Origin of the sequence: Paenarthrobacter sp. YIM B13468 (assembly GCF_042788025.1) — a bacterium.
GTDB classification, from domain to species: domain Bacteria; phylum Actinomycetota; class Actinomycetes; order Actinomycetales; family Micrococcaceae; genus Arthrobacter; species Arthrobacter aromaticivorans.
The window spans coordinates 1-19,753 of sequence record NZ_JBHZPI010000008.1 but is presented as its reverse complement, the minus strand read 5'-3'; the positions used below and the strand labels follow the sequence as shown (position 1 = coordinate 19,753).

Below are 19,753 nucleotides of genomic sequence, written 5' to 3'. Positions count from 1 at the left end.
CATACGCGGGGTGGCTCCTCGTCTCTGCCCAAACCCGGACTGTAGGCTCGAATGCAGACAAGAGTGCCGGCAGCATGCTTAGGCCGGTGGGATGCCTACGGAAGTGAAACCGCTGTGAGTGACAAGAGCCAAAAACCACAAGATCCGGCGACGGACGTCCACGAGGACCCCGACGAGCCGGCCTTTGACTGGATGAAGCCCAAGGCATCCGGTGGTTCTTCTGCTGCTCCCTCAGGTCCCGTGCCGGTTCAGCCGGAAAGCCGCGCTGACCGGAAGGCTGCCGAGGCTGCGGACGTTGAGCCGGAGCCACCGCTTTTCGCGGAGACCGTGGCAGATGCGCCCGCAAGTCGCCAACCCGCACACTATTCCGAACCGTTGCCGACGTCTGCCCTCCAGGTTCGTCCGCCGGAAGACGAGGTTGCCAGGCGTAATGCAGAGCGTGAACAGGCAGCGAAGGTCAAGCCAATCGGCCCCCGGATTTTCCAGGTACTGCTCGCGGTCTTCTTCCCCGTGATCCTCCTGGTGTTGGCTGTCAGGGCGGTGACCAGCCCCCTGTTCCTCTGGGTTGAATACAACCGGCCGGGTTTCCCGGGAGACGGCTACGGGTTCAGCACGGATGATCGCATGACCTACGGCTCCTATGCTGTGGACTACTTGAGCAACTGGTCAGGGCCCAGGTATTTGGGTGGCTTGGTAAACCAAGACGGCGCCAAGCTTTTCAAAGACAGCGAAGTCGCGCATATGGCGGACGTGAAGATGGTTATTCTGACCTCGTTTAGTGCGGGCCTGCTGCTCATTCTTCTGAGCATCATTGCCATTGCCTACTTGCGTAAGCGCAGTGAAGGCGGTGTCAGGCGTGGGCTCTTCGCCGGCTCCATCGTCACGTTGGTCATCATCATTGGCCTTGCAGTGTTGGCAGCCCTGAGCTGGCAGCAGTTCTTCACCGAGTTCCACCGGATCTTCTTCGCCAATGGCACCTGGACATTCTCCCTGGACGACACGCTCATTCGTCTCTTCCCCGGACAGTTCTGGGTGGATGCGGGAATCGTCATTGGAGCCCTCGTGTTCCTGGCCGCGACGGTTACCTTCATCCTCACCTGGCCAACGCGTCGTCGCCGTGGCTTGGACTCCAAATCAGCGGCCGAAGAAGAAGCATCCTCCACCGAAATCGACGACGAAAGCGATACCTCTGGTGTCCGCAAGGACACCGTCGCGTAACGACGCCGCCGCTACTTTTCGTAAAGCTTCTCCACCAATGAGGAGAAGTCCTTCACCACCGCGGCCCGCTTCAACTTTAGCGATGGCGTCAGGTGCCCGGACTCGACGCTGAGATCTGCGGTGATAAAGCCAAACTTACGGATGGATTCAGCGGAGGATACGAGAGTGTTGGCTTCGTCCACGGCAGACTGAACGGCTGCACGGACGCGCTCGTCCCTTGCGGCTTCGCTGGGGGACATGGCGTCTCGCTTGTTCTCGGCGCACCAGTCTTCAAGCCCTTCAGGATCCAGGGCCACCAGCGCTGCGACGAACGGCCTGCCGTCGCCCACCACCACTGCCTGTCCTACCAGTTGGTGCTCCCGTAGTTTTTCTTCAAGGGGACCGGGAGCGACGTTCTTGCCGCCCGCGGTGACCAACAGGTCTTTCTTCCTGCCTGTGATGGTCAGGAACCCGTCCGGGTCGAGCTCGCCCAGATCTCCTGTGCGGAAGAAGCCGTCCACGAAGGCCTCAGCGGTGGCGGCATCATTCCGGTGGTAGCCCTTGAACACGCCGATTCCCTTGACCAGCACCTCGCCATCCTGTGCCACGCGGATGGTGGTTCCGGGCAGCGGAATGCCAACGGTTCCTATGCGGGACATGCTTGGCGTGTTGACGGTGCAGGGCGCAGTGGTTTCGGTCAGGCCATAGCCCTCAAGGACGGGGATCCCCGCGCCGTGGAAGAAGTGGTTCTCCCGGAGGCTAAGGGGGCTGGCACCGGACACAGCGTAGCCGATCGCGCCGCCGAAGACCTCCCGCACTTTGGGGTAGAGGAGCTTGTTGAACGCCGAGTGCTTGAGGCCAAGGAACCAGCCCGGTCCGGGCCCCTGCCCGCGGGCGGCGAGGTCTACCGCCGTCGAATATTCGACGGCGGTGGCGGACGCGGCGGCGAACAGTCCGGACTTGCCTGACATGGCCGCTTTGTGTCCGGCCCCGGCATAGACCTTTTCGAAGATACGGGGAACTGCGAGCAGGAATGTGGGTTTGAAGGCACCGAGGTCCGCCATGAGGCCGTTGGCACCTGGGCTGTGCCCCAACGTGACGCCTGCGGTGAGGCAGACCACCTGGACTGCCCTCGCCAGGACATGTGCCAACGGTAGGAACATCAATGTTCGCGCGCCGTGCTGCATCAAAAGTTCGGGGAGGAACGGGATGACGTTCCGGGCAACAAGCACGAAGTTGCCGTGGGTGATTTCGCAGCCCTTGGGTTTGCCGGTTGTGCCGGAGGTGTAGACGATCGAGGCGACATCGGACAGGGTGGCCGCGCTGCGCTGGCGCTCAAGTTCGGAATCCATAATGCCAATTCCGACGGCGGCGAGGCTGGTCATGTTGGGGGCCTCTCCGTCGTGCTCCATACGGATGATCGTCACAGGGTCCTCACCCAAGGCCTTGGACTTCTCAACGAGGGTGTGAAGAAGGTCTGCTTTGGACGTGTCTTCCACAAAGATGCGCCGGGCACCGGAATCGGCAAGGATCCACTCGATCTGGCTTGCCGACGACGTTTCATAAATGGGTACGGTAACTCCGCCAGCCATCCAGATGGCGAAGTCCACCAAGGTCCATTCGAAACTTGAATGGGAGAGCACAGCGACGGGATCGCCAGGGTTGACGCCTCCAGCGATGAGGCCCTTCGCCAGTGCCTGCACGTCCGCGAGGAAGCGCGCGGCAGGCACGTTGAGCCACCCATTGGCTGTCTTATGGGCATAAAGGTTGCCGAACGGGTCCTTGGCGCATCGTTCCAGAAGGAGGTCCGTCACGTTGGAATTCTCGTCGGCCTCGACCAGAAGCTCCGTGCTTGCCTCCCTCACGATCCTCCTCCTAGATCCACGATGGCATCCACATTCTCATCCGCCATTCCTGATAGCTGATGACTTCGGCGGTCAGCACAGGATAGAAGAACGCTGTGGCCAGTACGGCCAGCACCACAACCAACCCCACTATGTAGAGTCCGGATCTCCGACGCCAGGGAGGATCGCTGCTGCGGCCCAGCACCAACCCCAGAACATACGTCAGGGCCAGCACCAGGAACGGTTCAAAGGAGACTGCGTAGAAGATGAACATCGTGCGTTCGGGGTACATGAACCACGGCAGGTATCCAGCCGCGACTCCAACGAGGATGGCCCCGGCGCGCCAATCCCGCCGGCCTGCCCACCAGAAGAGCAGGATCACCAAGGCTATGGTGCCGCCCCACCACACAATGGGGTTGCCTACGGGCAGGATGGCCGAGGAACAGGTCTCGGCAATGCAGCCAGCAGTTCCCTGCTTGGGCGATTGGTAATAGAACGAGGTGGGCCTGCCCATGACCAGCCAGGTCCAGGGGCTGGATTCGTAGGGATGGTCAGCGCTGAGGCCCTGATGGAACTTGTACGCCTCGAGGTGGTAATGCGCCAGGGAACGCACGGAATTGGGCAGCCAATCCCACCCGGGTGCCGGGTTGGTGGCCGCCCATTGACGGTAGTAGGCATCCTTGGAGAGGAACCAGCCGGTCCAGGTGGCAACATAGGTGGCTGCGGCGATCGGGACAATGGTCAGGAAAGCCGGAAGGCCATCCTTGATGACCGCTGCACTCGGCCAGCTGCGGATCCCGGCGGTGCGGCGGGCACTCATGTCCCAGAAGACAGTCAACAAGCCGAACGCCGCCACGAAAACCAGCGCAGACCATTTGGTGCCCACGGCCAGGCCGAGGCAAATCCCAGCAACCAGGCGCCACCAACGCATCCCCAGCCAGGGGCCGGTCAACAGTTGCGTGGCCGAGGGCCGGCCGTCGGATGAAGCAGCCGCACGGGCGGCAAGCCTTGAAGCGAGGCGGCGCCGGCCGTCGTCGCGGTCCAACAGCAACGCGCCAAAGGCGGCAAGGAGCCAGAACGCAAGGAAGATGTCCAGCAGGGACGTTCGCGACAACACGATATGGTGGCCGTCAATGGCGAGCAGCAACCCGGCCACCGCGCCAAGGGTGTGGGAACGGAAGAGCTTCAGCGCGATGAGCGAGAGCAGGAAGACGGTGAGCGTCCCGGTCAGGGCGGCACCGAAACGCCAGCCGAACGGATTGTCAGCCCCAAATAACCACATGCCGAAGGCGATCATCCATTTCCCGACCGGAGGATGAACCACGTACTCCGGGGTGTTGAGCAGGATGTCAGGATGGCCGGCATTGAACGAATCGTTCGCGTTGGCCGGCCAGCTGCGTTCGTATCCGCTGACGAGGTACGAATACGCGTCCTTGACGTAATACGTTTCGTCGAACACCAGGCTGTGTGGGACCTCAAGACGGAAGAAGCGCAGGATTCCGCCGATGACGGCCGTAATGGTGGGAATCAACCAGAACCATAAACGCAGCGAGGGCGGGTAATCCCGCCAGCTTTGGATCCCGCCGATCAAACGAGATGTCAGGGCGCCCACCGTGAAGGCCGCAGCGGGACTGGCGATCCAGCGGTGGCCCGCCAGCCCGCGTCCGGCACTCAGTCTGCTGCCGTCTGAATCGCCCTGTCCGGAGGGAGGCCGCCACGAAGTAGTTGCCCGGACAGCTGTTGTCTGGGTTGGCTCTCCGGAGCCGTTGCTTGCCGCCACGTCCGTGGCTCCGGAAGGTAGTGCCGACACTGCGGGAGTTCCGGAATCGGTGGTGGGAACGGGGGACTGGCTCACCCGCCCATGCTACCGTTCCATCCTTACTGCGGCGTTGAAGTGCGCGCGGCATTAGGCTTGGCAGGTGGAAGAACAACACAGCACCCCGGACGAAGCCCCCTTTGATGATGCATCGGCGGTTGATGAACCGGACGCGGCCCAGGAACTGGACGCCGGTACCAACGCGAGCGCAATCACAGCAATCGGCAGGATTGTGCTTGCTGCCACTCCCATCGGCAACGTGGGCGATGCTTCCTCCCGCTTGATCGAACTCCTGGCGACCTCGGACATCGTTGCAGCGGAGGACACGCGCCGCCTGCATCGGCTGGTCCAGGCCTTGGGCGTGGAGGTGTCCGGGCGCGTCATCAGCTATCACGAACACAACGAGGTAGCCAAGACAGGTGAACTGCTGGAGCATGTGCGGGCCGGCAAAACCATCCTCATGGTCAGCGACGCCGGAATGCCGGCAGTTTCGGACCCTGGCTTCCGTCTCGTGGAGGGAGCTGTCGCCGCTGGCCTGACTGTGACTGCCGTACCGGGACCTTCCGCTGTGCTGACGGCCCTGGCGCTTTCCGGACTCCCGACAGACCGATTTTGCTTCGAGGGCTTCCTGCCACGGAAGTCGGGCGAGCGGAATTCCCGCTTGGCGGACTTGGCTGACGAGCGCCGTACCATGGTGTTCTTCGAGGCTCCGCACCGGCTTGAAGTGATGCTTCGGGCACTGCACGAGCGTTTTGGCCCGGAACGCCGGGTGGCTGTTTGCCGTGAACTGACCAAGACCTACGAAGAGGTCATCCGCGGAACTCTGCGCGAGCTCCTGGAGTGGGCAGAAAACAATGAAGTCCGCGGTGAAATTGCCGTGGTTGTGGGTGGCGCTCCCGAGCAGGCTCCCGGCAAACCGGAAGACCATGTAGCTGCCGTGAATGAGCTCATCTCCCAAGGAATTCGGCTGAAGGAAGCCGTTGCCGCCGTGGCGGATGATGCCCGCGTCAGCAAGCGGGAGCTGTATTCGGCGGTGCTGGCGGCGCGCTGATCGTCCCTGTGCAGCTGCACAATTTGGCGGGCGTATGGCAGTGCGTGAAGGCGTAGACACTGCTTCTTGCATGGCAGTACCGTGGCAGTAATTCAAGCCAATTCTGGCAAGGAACCCTAGTGGTGCAACCCTCCAATGCACCCAAGACGAAGGAGTCGCCATGACTGTCACGGTTGAACGCGAAAGCGAACTGCTGGCTTCCGTCCCCACCGGCCTGCTGATCAACGGTCAGTGGCGTCCGGCGGGATCCGGAAAGACTTTTGATGTTGAGGACCCGGCTACGGGCAAGGTCCTGCTCAGCATCTCCGACGCCGGTGCTGAAGACGGTGCCGCCGCCCTGGACGCCGCCGCTGCCGCCCAGGCTGACTGGGCCCGCACCGCTCCGCGCGAACGCGGCGAGATCCTGCGCCGTGCCTTCGAGCTCGTGACTGAGCGCGCCGAGGACTTCGCCCTGCTCATGACCTTGGAAATGGGCAAGCCGCTGGCAGAAGCCCGCGGCGAGGTAACCTACGGGGCTGAGTTCCTGCGGTGGTTCTCCGAGGAAGCCGTGCGCGTGTCCGGCCGCTACTCCGCAGCACCGGATGGCAAGAACCGCCTGCTAGTGCAGAAGAAGCCGGTTGGACCCTGCCTGCTCATCACCCCGTGGAACTTTCCGCTGGCCATGGCCACCCGCAAGGTAGCCCCGGCTGTAGCCGCTGGCTGCACCATGGTGCTCAAGCCCGCGAACCTGACGCCGCTGACCAGCCTGCTCTTCGCGCAGGTGATGCAGGAAGCCGGCCTTCCGGCAGGTGTCCTGAACGTCATCCAGACCTCCACCGCCGGTGCTGTCACCGGACCGCTGATCAAGGATGACCGACTGCGCAAGATCTCATTTACCGGCTCCACCCCGGTAGGCCAGGCCCTGATCCGCGAAGCCGCGGACAAGGTCCTGCGTACCTCCATGGAGCTCGGGGGCAATGCACCGTTCGTCGTCTTCGAGGATGCCGACCTGGACAAGGCCGTTGAAGGCGCCATCGCCGCGAAGATGCGCAACATGGGCGAGGCCTGCACCGCAGCAAACCGCTTCATCGTGCACGAGTCCATCGCTGACTCCTTTGCCGAGAAGTTCGCTGCGAAGATCGGCTCCCTCACCACGGCACGCGGTACTGAGCCGGAGTCCAAGGTTGGTCCGCTGATCGACGGCAAGGCCCGCGATGGCGTTCACGCCCTCGTCACCGAAGCCGTAGCAGGAGGTGCCACGGCAGTCACGGGTGGTGCCGCCGTCGACGGTCCGGGTTACTTCTACCAGCCCACCGTTCTGAAGAACGTCGCCGCAGACTCCCGCATCCTCCAGGAAGAAATCTTCGGACCTGTGGCCCCGATCGTCACGTTCTCCACTGAAGACGATGCCATCCGCCTGGCCAACAACACCGAATACGGCCTGGTTGCCTACGTCTTCACCAAGGACCTCAACCGTGGCCTCCGGGTCAGCGAGAAGCTTGAGACCGGCATGCTCGGCCTCAACGCCGGCGTTATCTCCAACGCCGCTGCGCCGTTCGGTGGCGTCAAGCAGTCCGGCCTGGGCCGCGAAGGCGGCTCCGAAGGCATCGAAGAGTACCTCTACACCCAGTACGTAGGTATCGCCGACCCTTACGCCGACTAGGTCCTGTACAAAAACCAGGTCCTGTCCCGTCCATCGCTCTCGCAACAAGAACGGTAGAGACGAGCAAAGGGCCCGGCTCCGGAGACATAAGTTCCGGAGTCGGGCCCTTTGCTGTTCCCACGATGGGATTGCGGCCTTAGCGGCGTTGCGGAAGAAGTCCCCTGAGCGCGCGCCACGATCTGGCAATCCCTTGCCCGGTCCGCCGGAACAGGGACCCCACAGCACGGAAGGGGGCACCGAGTGCGTGGAACCAGCGGCGCATGAGCGACGGCGGCAACCAGGTGGCGCGGAAGCGGACCAGCCAGCTGGTATTGTTCCGCAACGATTCACGAACGACGCCGATCCTGGCCGCCGCCGGGGAGGCAGCCTCCATGGGGCGACCATAACGTTGCCGTTCGAAGTCCGCGGTGAGTGAAGCGACGGCGGCATGGGCGGCGTCGTCGAGACCCCCGGCCTCACCCAGGATTGAACTTGAACGCAGCCGGGAAGAAAAGTGCCTTGGCGTTTCACTGGGCGTGGACGGTACGCCATAGTCCGTGGCGAGGTCCTGCAACTCTGCCCATGCGAGAGCTGCGGAGTCTTGGTGCCCCGGTGATCCACGATCCGCTGGTTCCTTGGGGTTTAGCCGGCGCCGTCGCAGGACTACCCTGCTCAACCTCGGCGAGCCAAGGAAAGCAGCCAGCAACAGCACTGCCGCAATCGTGCCAACAACCGTTGGCAGAGGGTCGCTTGGCGCAGAGCCAGCAGTTTGCGCGTCACCTCCCGGCAGCGGAACGGTGCTCGGGGGAGGCGTCACTGCGGTGCCTGGAACGTCCTTCTCGTCAGCATTGGTGCTCAGGCTGCCCGGGACCGAGGACTCGGTGGCATATTCCGGAACAACGCCACGCGACGGAGTCGGCTCAAAGGGCACCCATCCCAGTCCTTCGAAGTAGAGCTCGGGCCACGCGTGGGCATCACGGGCGTCTACCTCGTACTCAGGGAACGATCCCTGGCCAACCAAAGCCACGGTCTCGCCCGTCAGCCGGCCGGGTGCGTACCCCACCGCGATGCGGCTGGGGATGCCCTCCACGCGGGCCATCACCGCCATGGCGGAGGAGAAATGGACGCAATAGCCGCTCTTGACCGCCAGGAAGTCCGCCAGCACGGACAACCCGTTACCGTCATACCCGTTTTGCACCGGAGCCTGAAGGGAATACGTGAATTCACTGGAGCGCAAGTATTTCTGGATGGCCAGTGCCTTGGCGTAGTTGTTGCCTGCCGAAGACGTGACTTGCTCCGCAGTCTGGCGCACAATGCTTGGCAGGTTCCCTGGAACGCGGAGGAAGTCGTCCGAAATGGACTTTGGCTTACCCGTGGCTTGGGACAGGGCCTGTGCAGTGATCTTGGGTGCGGCCGAGAACACCACATACCGTTGGGCCAGTGTGCTCGATTCCGTGCTCATGATGCTGAGGGTGGCCGGATCCCAGGTCCAACGGCCGTTCAGCCCATTTACTGACACCGGGGCAAACGGTGCCGGTAAGTACGGGCTGGTGAACAAGCCCGCGTTGATGGACGTCACCGCGTTCACGACTTCACCTTGGATGGAGTAACCCGGCTCTATCCGGTCCACCCCGGCCCGCCGTGTGGCGGAGCGGTCATCCGGTGCCCAGGTTTCGCCGTCGAAGTGGTCAACAGTGACGGACCTCAGGTAGGTGGCTGCACTGGAACTGGTGGAGTACGTGATGCGTCCTGCCCCCGTGGGACTCCGGAGGCTGTTACCCAATGTGATCATCGGATTGAGGCCGTTCGAGGTACCCCATGGGCTCAGCCGTGAACCCTGCGGGAAGGTGCCGGTTTCAAACCCCGGAATGGCCAGCGGAACAACCAATGCCAAACCCAGGGCCAGTGCCCCCGTCGCCAGGGAGCGCCTGATCTGGCCGGAACTTCGTGGTGCTCCGGACTGCAGCCTGGCGTCAGGGGCGAACCAATGGCTGCAACCAAGAATGAGCAGATATCCCACTGTGGCCCCAACGAATCCTGCGACACCTACGCTTTGCGGCTTGATGGTTGCAGGAACCACCATGACCGCAATGAGCCCGACTCCACTGGCTGCCGGCATCGATAGCGGGACGGCCAAAGCATCGATCAGGATCACCAGTAGACCCAGGCAGGCACAAGTGATGAAGACAATCCCCGCGTTTGGGGCTACCGGAGCGCTCTCTGACACAACCGTCTCGGCGGCCCGCTTGATGAGCCGGCCTACCGCGGCAAAGGTCCCGGTGGTGGGAATAAAGCCAAGGAAGCTGTCCTGCCGGCAGAACGTGAAACTGAGTATCCCGGCCAACGCTGCCAAGGCACCCAGCGTGGTAACCAAGGGCTGGATCCGGAGGGTCCGCAGGATGGCAAGCGTCAGGGCCACCGCTACAACGGTGGTGATCAGGGGCATGAACCAGGCCCAGCCCCTGAAGACTCCGTTCAGGGAGAGGGCCGCACCGAGAACGGCGACGGCCACGGAACCAGCCATGATCCAGGGGTAGAGGCCGGGAGCCTGCGGGCGTGGAGGTGGAGTGGGGCCGGGCGCTTCTCCGCTTGGAACCTGCTGGGACGGGCCTCCCCGGTACGTCGTGGGGGACCCACGATGGGACGTGGCGGTCATCGCGGCACCGCCGCTCCGCGCCGTACGTCCATTGCCGCACTCGCAGCAACCAGCAGGCCGCCTTCGTCGAAGGCTGACCAGGCCGCTGTCAGTGGTGTCTTGGACGTGACGGAGACAGCCTTCCAGCCGCCTTGCCTCAAGGTTTCCAGGACATCGTCCTTATTTCGGGAGTCCGGGTTGCGGAAGTCATGGTTGCGGGACTCGGTGCTGCTTTGAGGATCCGTTACTACTATTGCGAAGGCGTTGGCGCCATAGCCGGCCGCCGGAGCAAGCGCCTTGGCCTCGGCCAGGGTCAGATTGCCAAGCAAGGCAAGGAGCGGGCCGCGCAAACGATGTGCAGCGAGCTTGTCCATGAGGCGGTCGTCGAAGACGGAATCAACGTTTTCCTGGCCGTATACCTCCGATGCCCCGCTAAAGCGGTTAGGCATGGAACCGCTGGGTTCAGGGGTGCGCCGGGAATGTTCCGGACTGTTTTCACCCGCCCTGTGGTGGTCAACCCAGTGGTGCTTTGGTCCGCTCAACTCAATGGCGGCCAAACCTTCGGCAATGGCATGAAGGCCAGCGACGCCACTGAACTCTTCCACGCCCGGGTCCGGTGCCGACGGCGAGCGGATGAAGGCCGGGCTGCCGAAGGCGTCCAGGACGCGCAGCGAATAGTTCCGTTCGGCCAAGTGCGCGCTGATGGACATTGCGGCTGTCACAACCCACTCAAAATTCGGGCTGGTCACGAGGTCGGAGTCGTCGTCGTGAGAGCTGAAAACCGAGCCACTGCCGGATGCAAAGGCCGCGAATCGTTGGTCAAGGATGATGGTGGCTTCCGGAGTGGTGACCGATTCCTCCTGACGCACCATGAGCTGTCCGTGCCGCGCCGTGGCGGGCCAGTGGACACGGCGCATCGGATCCCCATGCCGGTATTCGCGGGTCATGATGTCGTCGTCGCTGGGGTTCGCCCTGATACGGGTAGCTGTGACGCCATCGTTCCCACGCGCCCCGGCGAGTCCCGTTACGGGAAGTTCGACGGCGGCCGGCGTCACGGTGAGGAGGTCGCCGTCGTCGATCGCATGGCGCCGCAGTGACAAGCCGAAGGGGTCGCTGAACTCTGCAGTGACTGGACCTATCCGGAACTGTCCCCGCTTGCCGGATCGCAGATGGTATTCGTAGCGGCTGGTGCCGCCGGTTGCAGACCGGGCCGGGAAGCGGAAAGCGGGCGGATCACCGAACCGTGGAGGAAGTTGTTCCTCCATGATCACGTGACCGGTGGAGAACGTGGAGCGGGCAACCGCCAGGCGAACAGTGGTGGCCGTGGACGTTTCCACGGTGGAGGGATTGAATTCCCGGTACACCTGGAACTTGGGTTTCAACACCCGCACACCGGCCAGGGCAACCAGTGGCAGGATGAACAAGAAGACGGCCAGAGTCAGGAGATCACGTCTGCCCATAATGTAAGCGCAGACCAGCGAGACCACACCGGCGGCGAGCAATCCCCATCCGCGGCTGGTGAACAAATGCTTGGGGAGCCGATCCACGAGTGCCATGCCCGCTGTCTCCTATGCGCTTTGCTTGTCCCTGCGCCACGCGCCAGGCGGTTCCTGGGCAACCGGGAGGGAAGCGAGGATGCCCCGCAGGACGGTTTGGGGCGTATCGCCGGAACTCGCGGCCTTGCGGTCCAGGATGATGCGGTGGGCCAGCACCGATTCGGCGACGTCCACGACGTCGTCGGGAAGGACAAAATCGCGTCCATCCAAAGCTGCCGTGGCCTTCGCGGCGCGCAGCAACTGCAGCAAGGACCGCGGGCTTGCGCCGAGTCGAAGGCGGGCACTTTCACGCGTGGCCCGGCCAATCGCCACCGTGTATTCCTTGATGGCCGTGGACACGTAGACCTGCTGGACGGCTGCAATCATCGCTGCCACGTCGGCCGCTGTGACCACTGGGGTTACGTTGATGAGGGGAGAGGCTGCCTGATGCGTTTCCAACATCTCGATCTCGGCATCGGTGTCCGGATAGCCCATGGAAATCCTGGCCATGAAGCGGTCGCGCTGGGCTTCGGGCAGCGGATAAGTGCCCTCCATTTCGATGGGATTCTGCGTTGCCACCACCATGAACGGCAATCCCAGCTGGTACGAATGGCCGTCAACCGTCACCTGGTGCTCTTCCATGCACTCCAGGAGCGCGGATTGGGTCTTGGCCGAGGCCCGGTTGATTTCGTCGCCTATCACGATGTTCGCGAACACGGCACCAGGCCGGAACTCGAACTGCCGCGAAGACTGGTTGTAGATGGACACGCCCGTCACATCCGATGGCAACAAATCCGGGGTGAACTGGATACGGGACACCGTGCAGTCCACGGTCCGGGCCAGTGTCTTCGCCAACAGGGTCTTGCCAACACCGGGCACATCCTCCAGCAGGAGATGGCCCTGGGCCAGGAGGACTGTCAAGGCCAGCTTTGCAGCGTCCGCCTTGCCGTCGATGACCTTGCCAATGGATGCCAGGATGCGCTCGCTGGCATCGTGGAATCGTTCGGCGTCCATGACCTGCGGCTTGTGTCCATTGAGCAAGGCGGCATCCCGGGGCAGCGCACTGTACGCCTCGCCCTGAAGTGGGGAAGGTTCAACGGTGACTTGTCGCTTGGACTCCATGGATTGCCCTTCAGCCGTGGCCAACGCCGGTGTCGGCCGTCTGTCCGTTCCAGACTACCCAGACTTTGGCCGTCCCTGACATAGTGCTCCGCGAATTTATGTGCCAACTGGAATTTGTCTCGAAGCGCAGGGGACCGCGGTCCGATTAAGGTGGGAACATGTGCAATTCCCTCGCCCCCGCTCCCTACCGCGCGTCCTCCGGTGCAACAGAAGCATCGGATTCCCGCAAAGAGTACCCGCCAGCCCCGGAACCGCTTCCCGTCCCGGTAATGGACAACCACACCCACTTGGACTTCCGGCACGGTTTGATCGAAGTCGGCGCTGCGGACGCCATGGATGCCGCCGAAGCGGTTGGTGTCCAAGGGGCGATCCAAGTTGGTTGCGACCTGGAATCGTCGCGCTTCACGGTGCAAGCTGTACAGGCCGATGACCGGTTGCTGGGAGCCGTTGCCATCCACCCCAACGACGCACCTATCTACGCCGGGCGGGGGGAACTGGAATCGGCGCTGGCAGAGATCGAAGAACTGGCCGCCCATCCGCGGATCCGTGCCATCGGCGAGACAGGATTGGACTTCTTCCGAACCCACGGCGAGGGCCTGGCACATCAGCGATATTCCTTCCGAAGGCACATCGACATCGCCAAGCGGCTTGGCCTCACGCTGCAGATCCACGACCGCGACGCCCACGATGACGTAGTGCAGGTGCTGAACGAGGAAGGCGCCCCCGAGCGGGTAGTTTTCCACTGCTTCTCCGGTGGCGAGGAACTCGCCCGCACCTGCAATGACAATGGCTGGTACATGTCCTTTGCGGGGACAATGACATTCAAGAATGCCGGCAACCTTAGGGCAGCGTTGTCTATTGCGGAGCCCAGCCGGATCCTGGTGGAAACAGATTCGCCATTCCTCACGCCACACCCGTACCGTGGCCGGCCAAATGCGAGCTACATGGTGCCGTACACAGTTCGCTCGATGGCGGAAGTGACAGAAAATGACCTTTCGGAACTTTGCGCCAGGCTGGCTGAAAATACGGTAAATGCCTACGGATCCTGGGGCTGATCGTCAGCCTTGGAGCCCTTCGGATGTGAACTCGTTTGAATACCCGGTATGCAGAATTCTTGGTCCGTTTATAACAGATCGGTTACTGTGTACAACAAGTAGCCGGGGTCGGGGAAGGCCTTCGGAAAACTGGTCCGGATCCGTCCGGGCTCTTTAGTTGAATGTATTTGGCGGCGCAGGTGCCGGCAGCAGAGGTGGGACCAGGCTTTTTTGCCTGGCCCCTCAGTTTTGCGGCTGGCATTATTTTTTGCGCTTTTCCCCGTGCCCGGATGGTCTGAGAGTTATGGGCAATCGTGATCAAGTTCTTCACAACGGATGGCAAGTTCAGCTTTCTCAGAGTCGGTGCCCAGTTGCTGGTTGTTGCAGCGCTGGTGGTCGGTGTTGTCGCCTTCGTCGGCAACAACAAGACAATCACCCTGAACGTTGATGGCAAGGTGAGTTCCATCCAGACCTTCGGCGGCACGGTTGACCAAGTGGTCAAAGCAGCCAAGGTCGAGCTGAAGGACGCAGACCGTGTTTCACCGGATCTTGGTACCCAGGTGGAAAACGGTTCGGTAGTCAACATCAATCTCGCCAAGGCCGTCTCCATAGAATTGGACGGCGCCCGCAAGACCGTCAACACCAACGCACCGGATGTTGCCGGCCTGGTGAGTGAACTGGGAGTTGCGAGCTCCTCCGAAATCTCCCAGCCGAAGGACGCTTCGCTGGCTGTCACGGGCTCCTTCGTTTCCATCTCCACACCCAAGACGATCAGCTTGGTAGCTGACGGCAAGGACACCAGCACCACCACGACGGCGACGGACGTCGCCAGCGTCCTGAAGGATGCCGGAGTCACCCTGGGCGCCAGCGATCGCGTCTCCCAGCCCGGAAACGCACCGGTCATCCAGGACATGGTGATCAAGGTCTCCCGCGTGGACACCAGCAAGACCGCCGAAGCCACTGAGGAAGTGCCGTTCGACAGCGTCAGCACCGAAAGTGCCGAACTCTTCAAGGGCGACGAGAAAGTGACCCAAAAGGGTGTCGCAGGTTCCGTTGTGAAGACCTTCAAGCTGGTCCTGGTGGATGGCCGTGAAGCTTCCCGCACCCTTGTATCCAGCAATGTCACCACCCAGCCCGTTACCGAAAAGATTGCGGTCGGAACGAAGGCACGCCCCGTCGCTGCCAAGGCTGCCACTTCCAGTGGTCCCACCGGCGCACCGAACGAAGCTATGTGGGACAGGATCGCCCAGTGTGAGTCCGGTGGAAACTGGTCCATCAACTCCGGCAACGGTTACTACGGCGGTCTGCAGTTCTCCAGCCCCACCTGGTTGGCCAATGGCGGCGGCGCCTACGCCCCCACCGCCAACCTTGCCACCAAAGCACAGCAGATCGATATCGCCAACCGCCTCTACGCCAGGAACGGCCTCAGCGACTGGGGCTGCGCGTACGCAGCGTGACCCCGCACAGGCGATACGATACCTAGGTGACTGAACCGAATTCCGAACCCTCCGCCGTCGTGCCTTTGATGGGCGCCACAGACATCCGACGGTTAGCCGAGGAAATCGGTGTCCGCCCCACCAAGACGTTGGGCCAGAACTTTGTCATTGACGGTAATACGATCCGCAGGATTGTCTCGGCCGCCAACATCGACGCCGGGGAAACCGTGCTGGAGGTGGGCCCGGGCCTTGGCTCCCTGACTCTTGGGCTGCTTGATGCGGCCAAGACTGTTGTGGCCGTTGAAATTGATCCCGTGCTCGCCAGGAAGCTCCCCGAAACCGTTCGTGCATGGAGGCCAGAGGCAGAAGAGAACTTCCACCTGGTCCTTTCGGACGCCATGAGGGTCACGGAACTGCCAGTTCAGCCGACAGCACTCGTGGCCAACCTCCCGTATAACGTGGCCGTCCCCGTGGTGCTTCACCTGCTGCAACACTTCCCGAGCCTGCAGCACGGGCTGGTCATGGTGCAGGACGAAGTCGCAGACCGCCTGGCAGCAACTCCCGGCAGCAAGATCTACGGCGTTCCCTCGGTCAAGGCCGCCTGGTACGGGCACATGCGCAAGGCCGGCGTGATCGGCATGAACGTGTTTTGGCCTGCTCCGAAGATCCACTCAGGACTCGTTGCCTTTACGCGCCATGACCCACCCGCCACGCACGCCACCCGGGAGCAGGTGTTTGCTGTCATTGACGCCGCTTTTGCCCAGCGTCGAAAGACCCTCCGTGCAGCGTTGGCTGGATGGGCAGGCAGCGCGGCAGAGGCCGAACGATGCCTTGTTGCCGCAGGTGTTGATCCCACAGCCCGGGGCGAGGTCCTGGACATTTCTGCCTACGTCCGGATTGCCGAAGCCCGCCACCCAGCGGACGCATGAGTCCGAACACCCGCAAACCCAGCGGCCTGCCATACGTGGGCGATCGCTTCCATGCCCGGACTGTCCGGGTCAAAGCGCCCGGGAAGATCAACGTTTCCCTGAGCGTCGGTCCTTTGCGCCCCGATGGTTACCACTCCGTGGCGAGCGTCTACCTGGCCGTTTCCTTGTACGAGGAAGTGGCGGCCACCAGCACCGGGGCTGAAGGAATTACCGTCAGCATCAGCCCCAACAGCACGCTGGACCTGGACGGCGTCGAAATTCCCCTGGACGAAAGCAACCTGGCCTACAAGGCGGCAGCCATCATGGCTGAGCTCTCCGAGAAACCAACCGGCGTCCACCTTGAAATCACCAAGCGCGTGCCGGTTGCCGGAGGGATGGGTGGGGGCTCCGCCGACGCCGCCGCTACCTTGCTTGCGTGCGATGCCCTGTGGAACAGCGGGCTTTCCCGCGAAGAACTCGCTCACCTGGCAGCCGAACTGGGCGCAGACGTTCCTTTCTCGCTCCTGGGCGGGACCGCCGTCGGACTCGGTGTTGGCGACAAATTGTCGCCCGCACTGGCGAAGGCACAAATGGACTGGGTGCTGGTATTCGCCGACTACGGACTCTCCACACCTGACGTCTTCCACACACTGGACGGCCTCCGCGACTCCGAAGGAGTAGAAATCCCGGAGCCCGTTGACGTTGACCCCACCATCCTCCAAGCCCTGCGCCACGGCGATCCCGAGGCCCTCAGCCGGGTGCTGATCAATGATCTCCAGCGGGCTTCCATCGCGCTTGCCCCACAGCTAAGGGACACCATCGGCTTGGGTGAAGCCCGGGGCGCGTTGGCAGGGATGGTGTCCGGCTCCGGGCCCACCATCGCGCTGCTTGCCAGGGACTCGGTGTCCGCCAGCGTCCTTGCTGAAGAGCTGACCCATCGAGGCCACACTGCAGTTGCCGTCCACGGACCTGTGCCCGGCGCCCGGATCATCTCCGATACCCTCCTTTAGTAGCTCCCGCATTCCAGCAGTAGAAAGTAGTACCCATTGGCCCACCTGCTTGGCGGCGAAAACCTCACCGTTTCGTTCGCGACCCGCACTGTCCTCGACGGCGTCACCCTCGGTTTGGAGGATGGCGACCGCATCGGCATGGTCGGCCGCAACGGTGACGGAAAATCAACCCTCATGCGTTTGCTCGCCTTGCGCTCGACGCCCGACTCCGGCCGCGTCACCAAACGCGGGGACGTCAATGTCGGCTACCTCGACCAAGGCGATGTGCTCGACGGCGACCTGACAGTGGGCGCTGCGATCGTTGGCGACCGCGCTGACCACGAATGGGCTGCTAATCCCAAGATCCGCGAAGTCATGGGCGGGCTGGTTGGGGACGTCGACTGGCACGCCAACGTGCACGCACTCTCCGGCGGGCAAAAGCGCCGTGTCGCGCTGGCCAAGCTCCTCATCGAAGACCACGACGTCATCATGCTGGACGAACCTACCAACCACCTCGACGTCGAAGGCGTGGCCTGGCTGGCAAAGCACCTCAAGACGCGCTGGCGCGCCAACCAAGGCGCTTTCCTGGTGGTCACGCACGATCGCTGGTTCCTTGATGAAGTCTGTAACTACACCTGGGAAGTCCACGACGCCATGGTGGACATGTTCGACGGCGGATACGCCGCCTACGTTTTGGCGCGCGCCGAGCGGGACCGGATGGCTGCGGTCGTCGAAAACAAGCGCCAGCAGCTCGTCAAAAAGGAACTGGCGTGGCTTCGCCGCGGTGCCCCCGCCAGAACCGCAAAACCGAAGTTCCGGATCGAAGCAGCCAACGACCTCATTGCTGACGTGCCCGATCCCCGGGACTCCGTGGCCCTCAGCAAGATGGCCACCGCCCGCCTGGGCAAAGACGTGCTGGACCTTGAGAACGTGAGCCTGGACTTCCTCGACGGGGCCGATGGGCAGAAACTCTTCGACAACATCACCCTGCGGCTCGCACCTGGCGAACGACTTGGTTTGGTGGGCGTCAACGGGGCCGGCAAGTCCACGCTGCTCAAGCTCCTCAACGGCGAAATCCAGCCGAGTTCCGGCAAGGTGAAGCGCGGAAAAACCGTAGTCACCGCCGTGCTCACGCAGGACGTGAAGGAGCTTGACGACGTCTCGGACCTTCGCGTCATTGAGGTCATCGAACGCGAAAAGCGCTCCTTCAGCGTGGGCGGCAAGGAATTCACCGCCGGCCAACTCGTGGAACAACTCGGGTTCACCAAGGAAAAGCAGTGGACACCCGTTTCGGACCTCTCCGGTGGTGAGCGCCGGCGGCTCCAACTCCTGCGCCTGCTGGTAGGGGAGCCCAATGTACTGATGCTCGACGAGCCCACCAACGACCTCGATACCGACACCTTGGCCGCCGTCGAAGATGTCCTGGACGGTTGGCCCGGGACGCTGGTTGTGGTGAGCCACGACAGGTACCTGCTGGAGCGTGTTACGGACAACCAGATGGCACTTCTGGGCGATGGCAAACTCCGTGGCCTGCCTGGCGGAGTGGACCAATACCTTGAACTGCGTGAAGCGGCACTTGCCTCCGGTGCTGTTGGCGGCGGATCCGGTGCGCCGACTGCCGCCAGCGGTTCATCCGCGTCTGGTGCTGCTTCCGGCGCCAGCGAGGCCGAAAAGCGTGAAGCCCGCAAGGACCTCAACAGGATCGACCGCCAGCTCGGCAAGATAGCCCAGCAGGAAGAAAAGCTCCACACCCAAATGGCCGCGAAGTCCGAATCCGGCGACTTCGATGCCCTGGGTGAGCTCAACGCGAAGCTGCAGGAGTTGCTCGATGAGAAAGAGGGCCTGGAACTCGAGTGGCTGGCGGCCGCCGAAATCCTCGGCGAGTAGGGCGCGGCCAGCGGTGTTGCCGTCGCGAGTAACAGCTGGCGAGTGGCAGCCGGCGGCGCAGCGGCGCGCATCCTCCGCGTGCTGCTCGTTCCTCGCCTTTGACGCACGCTTCCGGATGCCAGCCGCTGCTGCAAACCCTCTCTCACATCCCGCGGGTTTTTTCCGGACGTTCTCTCAGGTCCAACGGGTATTTGCGGAACGTTCTCTCACGTCCCACAGGGTTTTGGCCGTCGTTCGGGCGAGTATCCCCTTGGCGGTGGAGCCTGATTTGGCGTGGATTTGTTGCTTCGATGTCGAAAGCGGCCCGGGTCGCTTGGTCACTCGGGATGTGAAAGCAACGTTGTGGCGGGCATCCGGCAGCGTGCATTTCAGCGCTTCAGCAGAAGTTTCGGTCGGGGGCTGATTCAAGGACCCGGATGTTCTCTCACATCCTGCCAATTTTTGGCGGATGCTCTTTCATTTCCCGCTCGCGGCGGCTTGCTTCTGCCAAGACCCTGGAGTCGCAATGCGATTCCGTGGTGTACCCCACTGGTCAGCGAGCAGTGTCCGACCGCAACGGTTGGGGGAGGCGTTCGGATGTGAGAGAGGAACGCCCGAAAGCCCCTCTGCGTCAGGCTGGTTGTGAGTCAGGTGGTGTGTGACGAGAGCAGGAGTAGCCATGACTGTTGGCCCGAGAGG

The 19,753-nt window shown here is 62.7% G+C and carries 13 protein-coding genes; 8 read left to right on the top strand and 5 right to left on the bottom strand.

Features of this window, described 5'->3' with window-relative positions; translation table 11 throughout:
• The first annotated feature begins 114 nt into the window (after window positions 1-114).
• Window positions 115-1,218, top strand: coding sequence for a TIGR01906 family membrane protein (locus tag ACFX4T_RS09395; protein WP_377651573.1), 1,104 nt, complete (start codon window positions 115-117; stop codon window positions 1,216-1,218).
• A gap of 11 nt (window positions 1,219-1,229) precedes the next feature.
• Here ACFX4T_RS09395 and ACFX4T_RS09390 read toward each other — a convergent pair whose 3' ends face one another.
• Window positions 1,230-3,062 (bottom strand): AMP-dependent synthetase/ligase, encoded by a 1,833-nt coding sequence (locus tag ACFX4T_RS09390; RefSeq protein WP_377651572.1) that lies wholly within the window; start codon window positions 3,060-3,062, stop codon window positions 1,230-1,232.
• 10 nt (window positions 3,063-3,072) lie between these two features.
• Window positions 3,073-4,716, bottom strand: coding sequence for a dolichyl-phosphate-mannose--protein mannosyltransferase (locus ACFX4T_RS09385; RefSeq protein WP_377651695.1), 1,644 nt, complete (start codon window positions 4,714-4,716; stop codon window positions 3,073-3,075).
• A 361-nt stretch (window positions 4,717-5,077) separates the two neighbouring features.
• Here ACFX4T_RS09385 and rsmI point away from each other — a divergent pair, with 361 nt between their 5' ends.
• Both rsmI and ACFX4T_RS09375 read left to right on the top strand, forming a co-directional pair.
• Window positions 5,078-5,908, top strand: a complete 831-nt coding sequence (rsmI, locus tag ACFX4T_RS09380) for a 16S rRNA (cytidine(1402)-2'-O)-methyltransferase (protein ID WP_377651693.1) — start codon at window positions 5,078-5,080, stop codon at window positions 5,906-5,908.
• Window positions 5,909-6,068: 160 nt separating this feature from the next.
• The gene (locus tag ACFX4T_RS09375) at window positions 6,069-7,550 is read left to right on the top strand and encodes an NAD-dependent succinate-semialdehyde dehydrogenase (RefSeq protein ID WP_223936356.1); all 1,482 of its coding nucleotides are present in this window, start codon (window positions 6,069-6,071) and stop codon (window positions 7,548-7,550) included.
• A gap of 136 nt (window positions 7,551-7,686) precedes the next feature.
• Here the strand turns inward: ACFX4T_RS09375 and ACFX4T_RS09370 are convergent, their stop codons facing one another.
• The 3 genes from ACFX4T_RS09370 to ACFX4T_RS09360 are packed head-to-tail and all read right to left on the bottom strand — an operon-like array spanning window position 7,687 to window position 12,821.
• Window positions 7,687-10,185 (bottom strand): DUF3488 and DUF4129 domain-containing transglutaminase family protein, encoded by a 2,499-nt coding sequence (locus ACFX4T_RS09370; protein WP_377651570.1) that lies wholly within the window; start codon window positions 10,183-10,185, stop codon window positions 7,687-7,689.
• Window positions 10,182-11,720 carry a DUF58 domain-containing protein gene (locus ACFX4T_RS09365; RefSeq protein ID WP_377651568.1) on the bottom strand — a complete coding sequence of 513 codons (1,539 nt, stop codon included), beginning with the start codon at window positions 11,718-11,720 and terminating at the stop codon, window positions 10,182-10,184. The genes ACFX4T_RS09370 and ACFX4T_RS09365 overlap by 4 nt, the downstream gene beginning before the upstream one ends.
• Before the next feature lie 12 nt (window positions 11,721-11,732).
• A complete protein-coding gene (locus ACFX4T_RS09360) occupies window positions 11,733-12,821 on the bottom strand; it encodes a MoxR family ATPase (protein ID WP_223948408.1) in 1,089 nt (362 codons plus the stop codon).
• Between the two features lie 158 nt (window positions 12,822-12,979).
• Here ACFX4T_RS09360 and ACFX4T_RS09355 point away from each other — a divergent pair, with 158 nt between their 5' ends.
• The 5 genes from ACFX4T_RS09355 (at window position 12,980) to ACFX4T_RS09335 (ending at window position 19,075) form a co-directional block, all read left to right on the top strand.
• Window positions 12,980-13,876, top strand: coding sequence for a TatD family hydrolase (locus ACFX4T_RS09355; protein WP_223948409.1), 897 nt, complete (start codon window positions 12,980-12,982; stop codon window positions 13,874-13,876).
• Between the two features lie 293 nt (window positions 13,877-14,169).
• Window positions 14,170-15,312, top strand: a complete 1,143-nt coding sequence (locus ACFX4T_RS09350) for a transglycosylase family protein (RefSeq protein WP_377651566.1) — start codon at window positions 14,170-14,172, stop codon at window positions 15,310-15,312.
• 26 nt (window positions 15,313-15,338) lie between these two features.
• A complete protein-coding gene (gene rsmA / locus ACFX4T_RS09345) occupies window positions 15,339-16,220 on the top strand; it encodes a 16S rRNA (adenine(1518)-N(6)/adenine(1519)-N(6))-dimethyltransferase RsmA (protein WP_377651565.1) in 882 nt (293 codons plus the stop codon).
• Window positions 16,217-17,209, top strand: coding sequence for a 4-(cytidine 5'-diphospho)-2-C-methyl-D-erythritol kinase (locus ACFX4T_RS09340; protein ID WP_377651563.1), 993 nt, complete (start codon window positions 16,217-16,219; stop codon window positions 17,207-17,209). Before rsmA ends, ACFX4T_RS09340 begins: the two co-directional genes overlap by 4 nt.
• A gap of 36 nt (window positions 17,210-17,245) precedes the next feature.
• A complete protein-coding gene (locus tag ACFX4T_RS09335; RefSeq protein WP_377651562.1) occupies window positions 17,246-19,075 on the top strand; it encodes an ABC-F family ATP-binding cassette domain-containing protein in 1,830 nt (609 codons plus the stop codon).
• The last annotated feature ends 678 nt before the right edge of the window (window positions 19,076-19,753 follow it).

Coding starts and splice junctions, on each gene's coding strand:
- ACFX4T_RS09340 (WP_377651563.1), top strand. CDS start 16,217: ATGAGTCCGAACACCCGCAAACCCAGCGGCCTGCCATACGTGGGCGAT.
- ACFX4T_RS09370 (WP_377651570.1), bottom strand. CDS start 10,185: ATGACCGCCACGTCCCATCGTGGGTCCCCCACGACGTACCGGGGAGGC.
- ACFX4T_RS09355 (WP_223948409.1), top strand. CDS start 12,980: ATGTGCAATTCCCTCGCCCCCGCTCCCTACCGCGCGTCCTCCGGTGCA.
- ACFX4T_RS09360 (WP_223948408.1), bottom strand. CDS start 12,821: ATGGAGTCCAAGCGACAAGTCACCGTTGAACCTTCCCCACTTCAGGGC.
- ACFX4T_RS09365 (WP_377651568.1), bottom strand. CDS start 11,720: ATGGCACTCGTGGATCGGCTCCCCAAGCATTTGTTCACCAGCCGCGGA.
- ACFX4T_RS09375 (WP_223936356.1), top strand. CDS start 6,069: ATGACTGTCACGGTTGAACGCGAAAGCGAACTGCTGGCTTCCGTCCCC.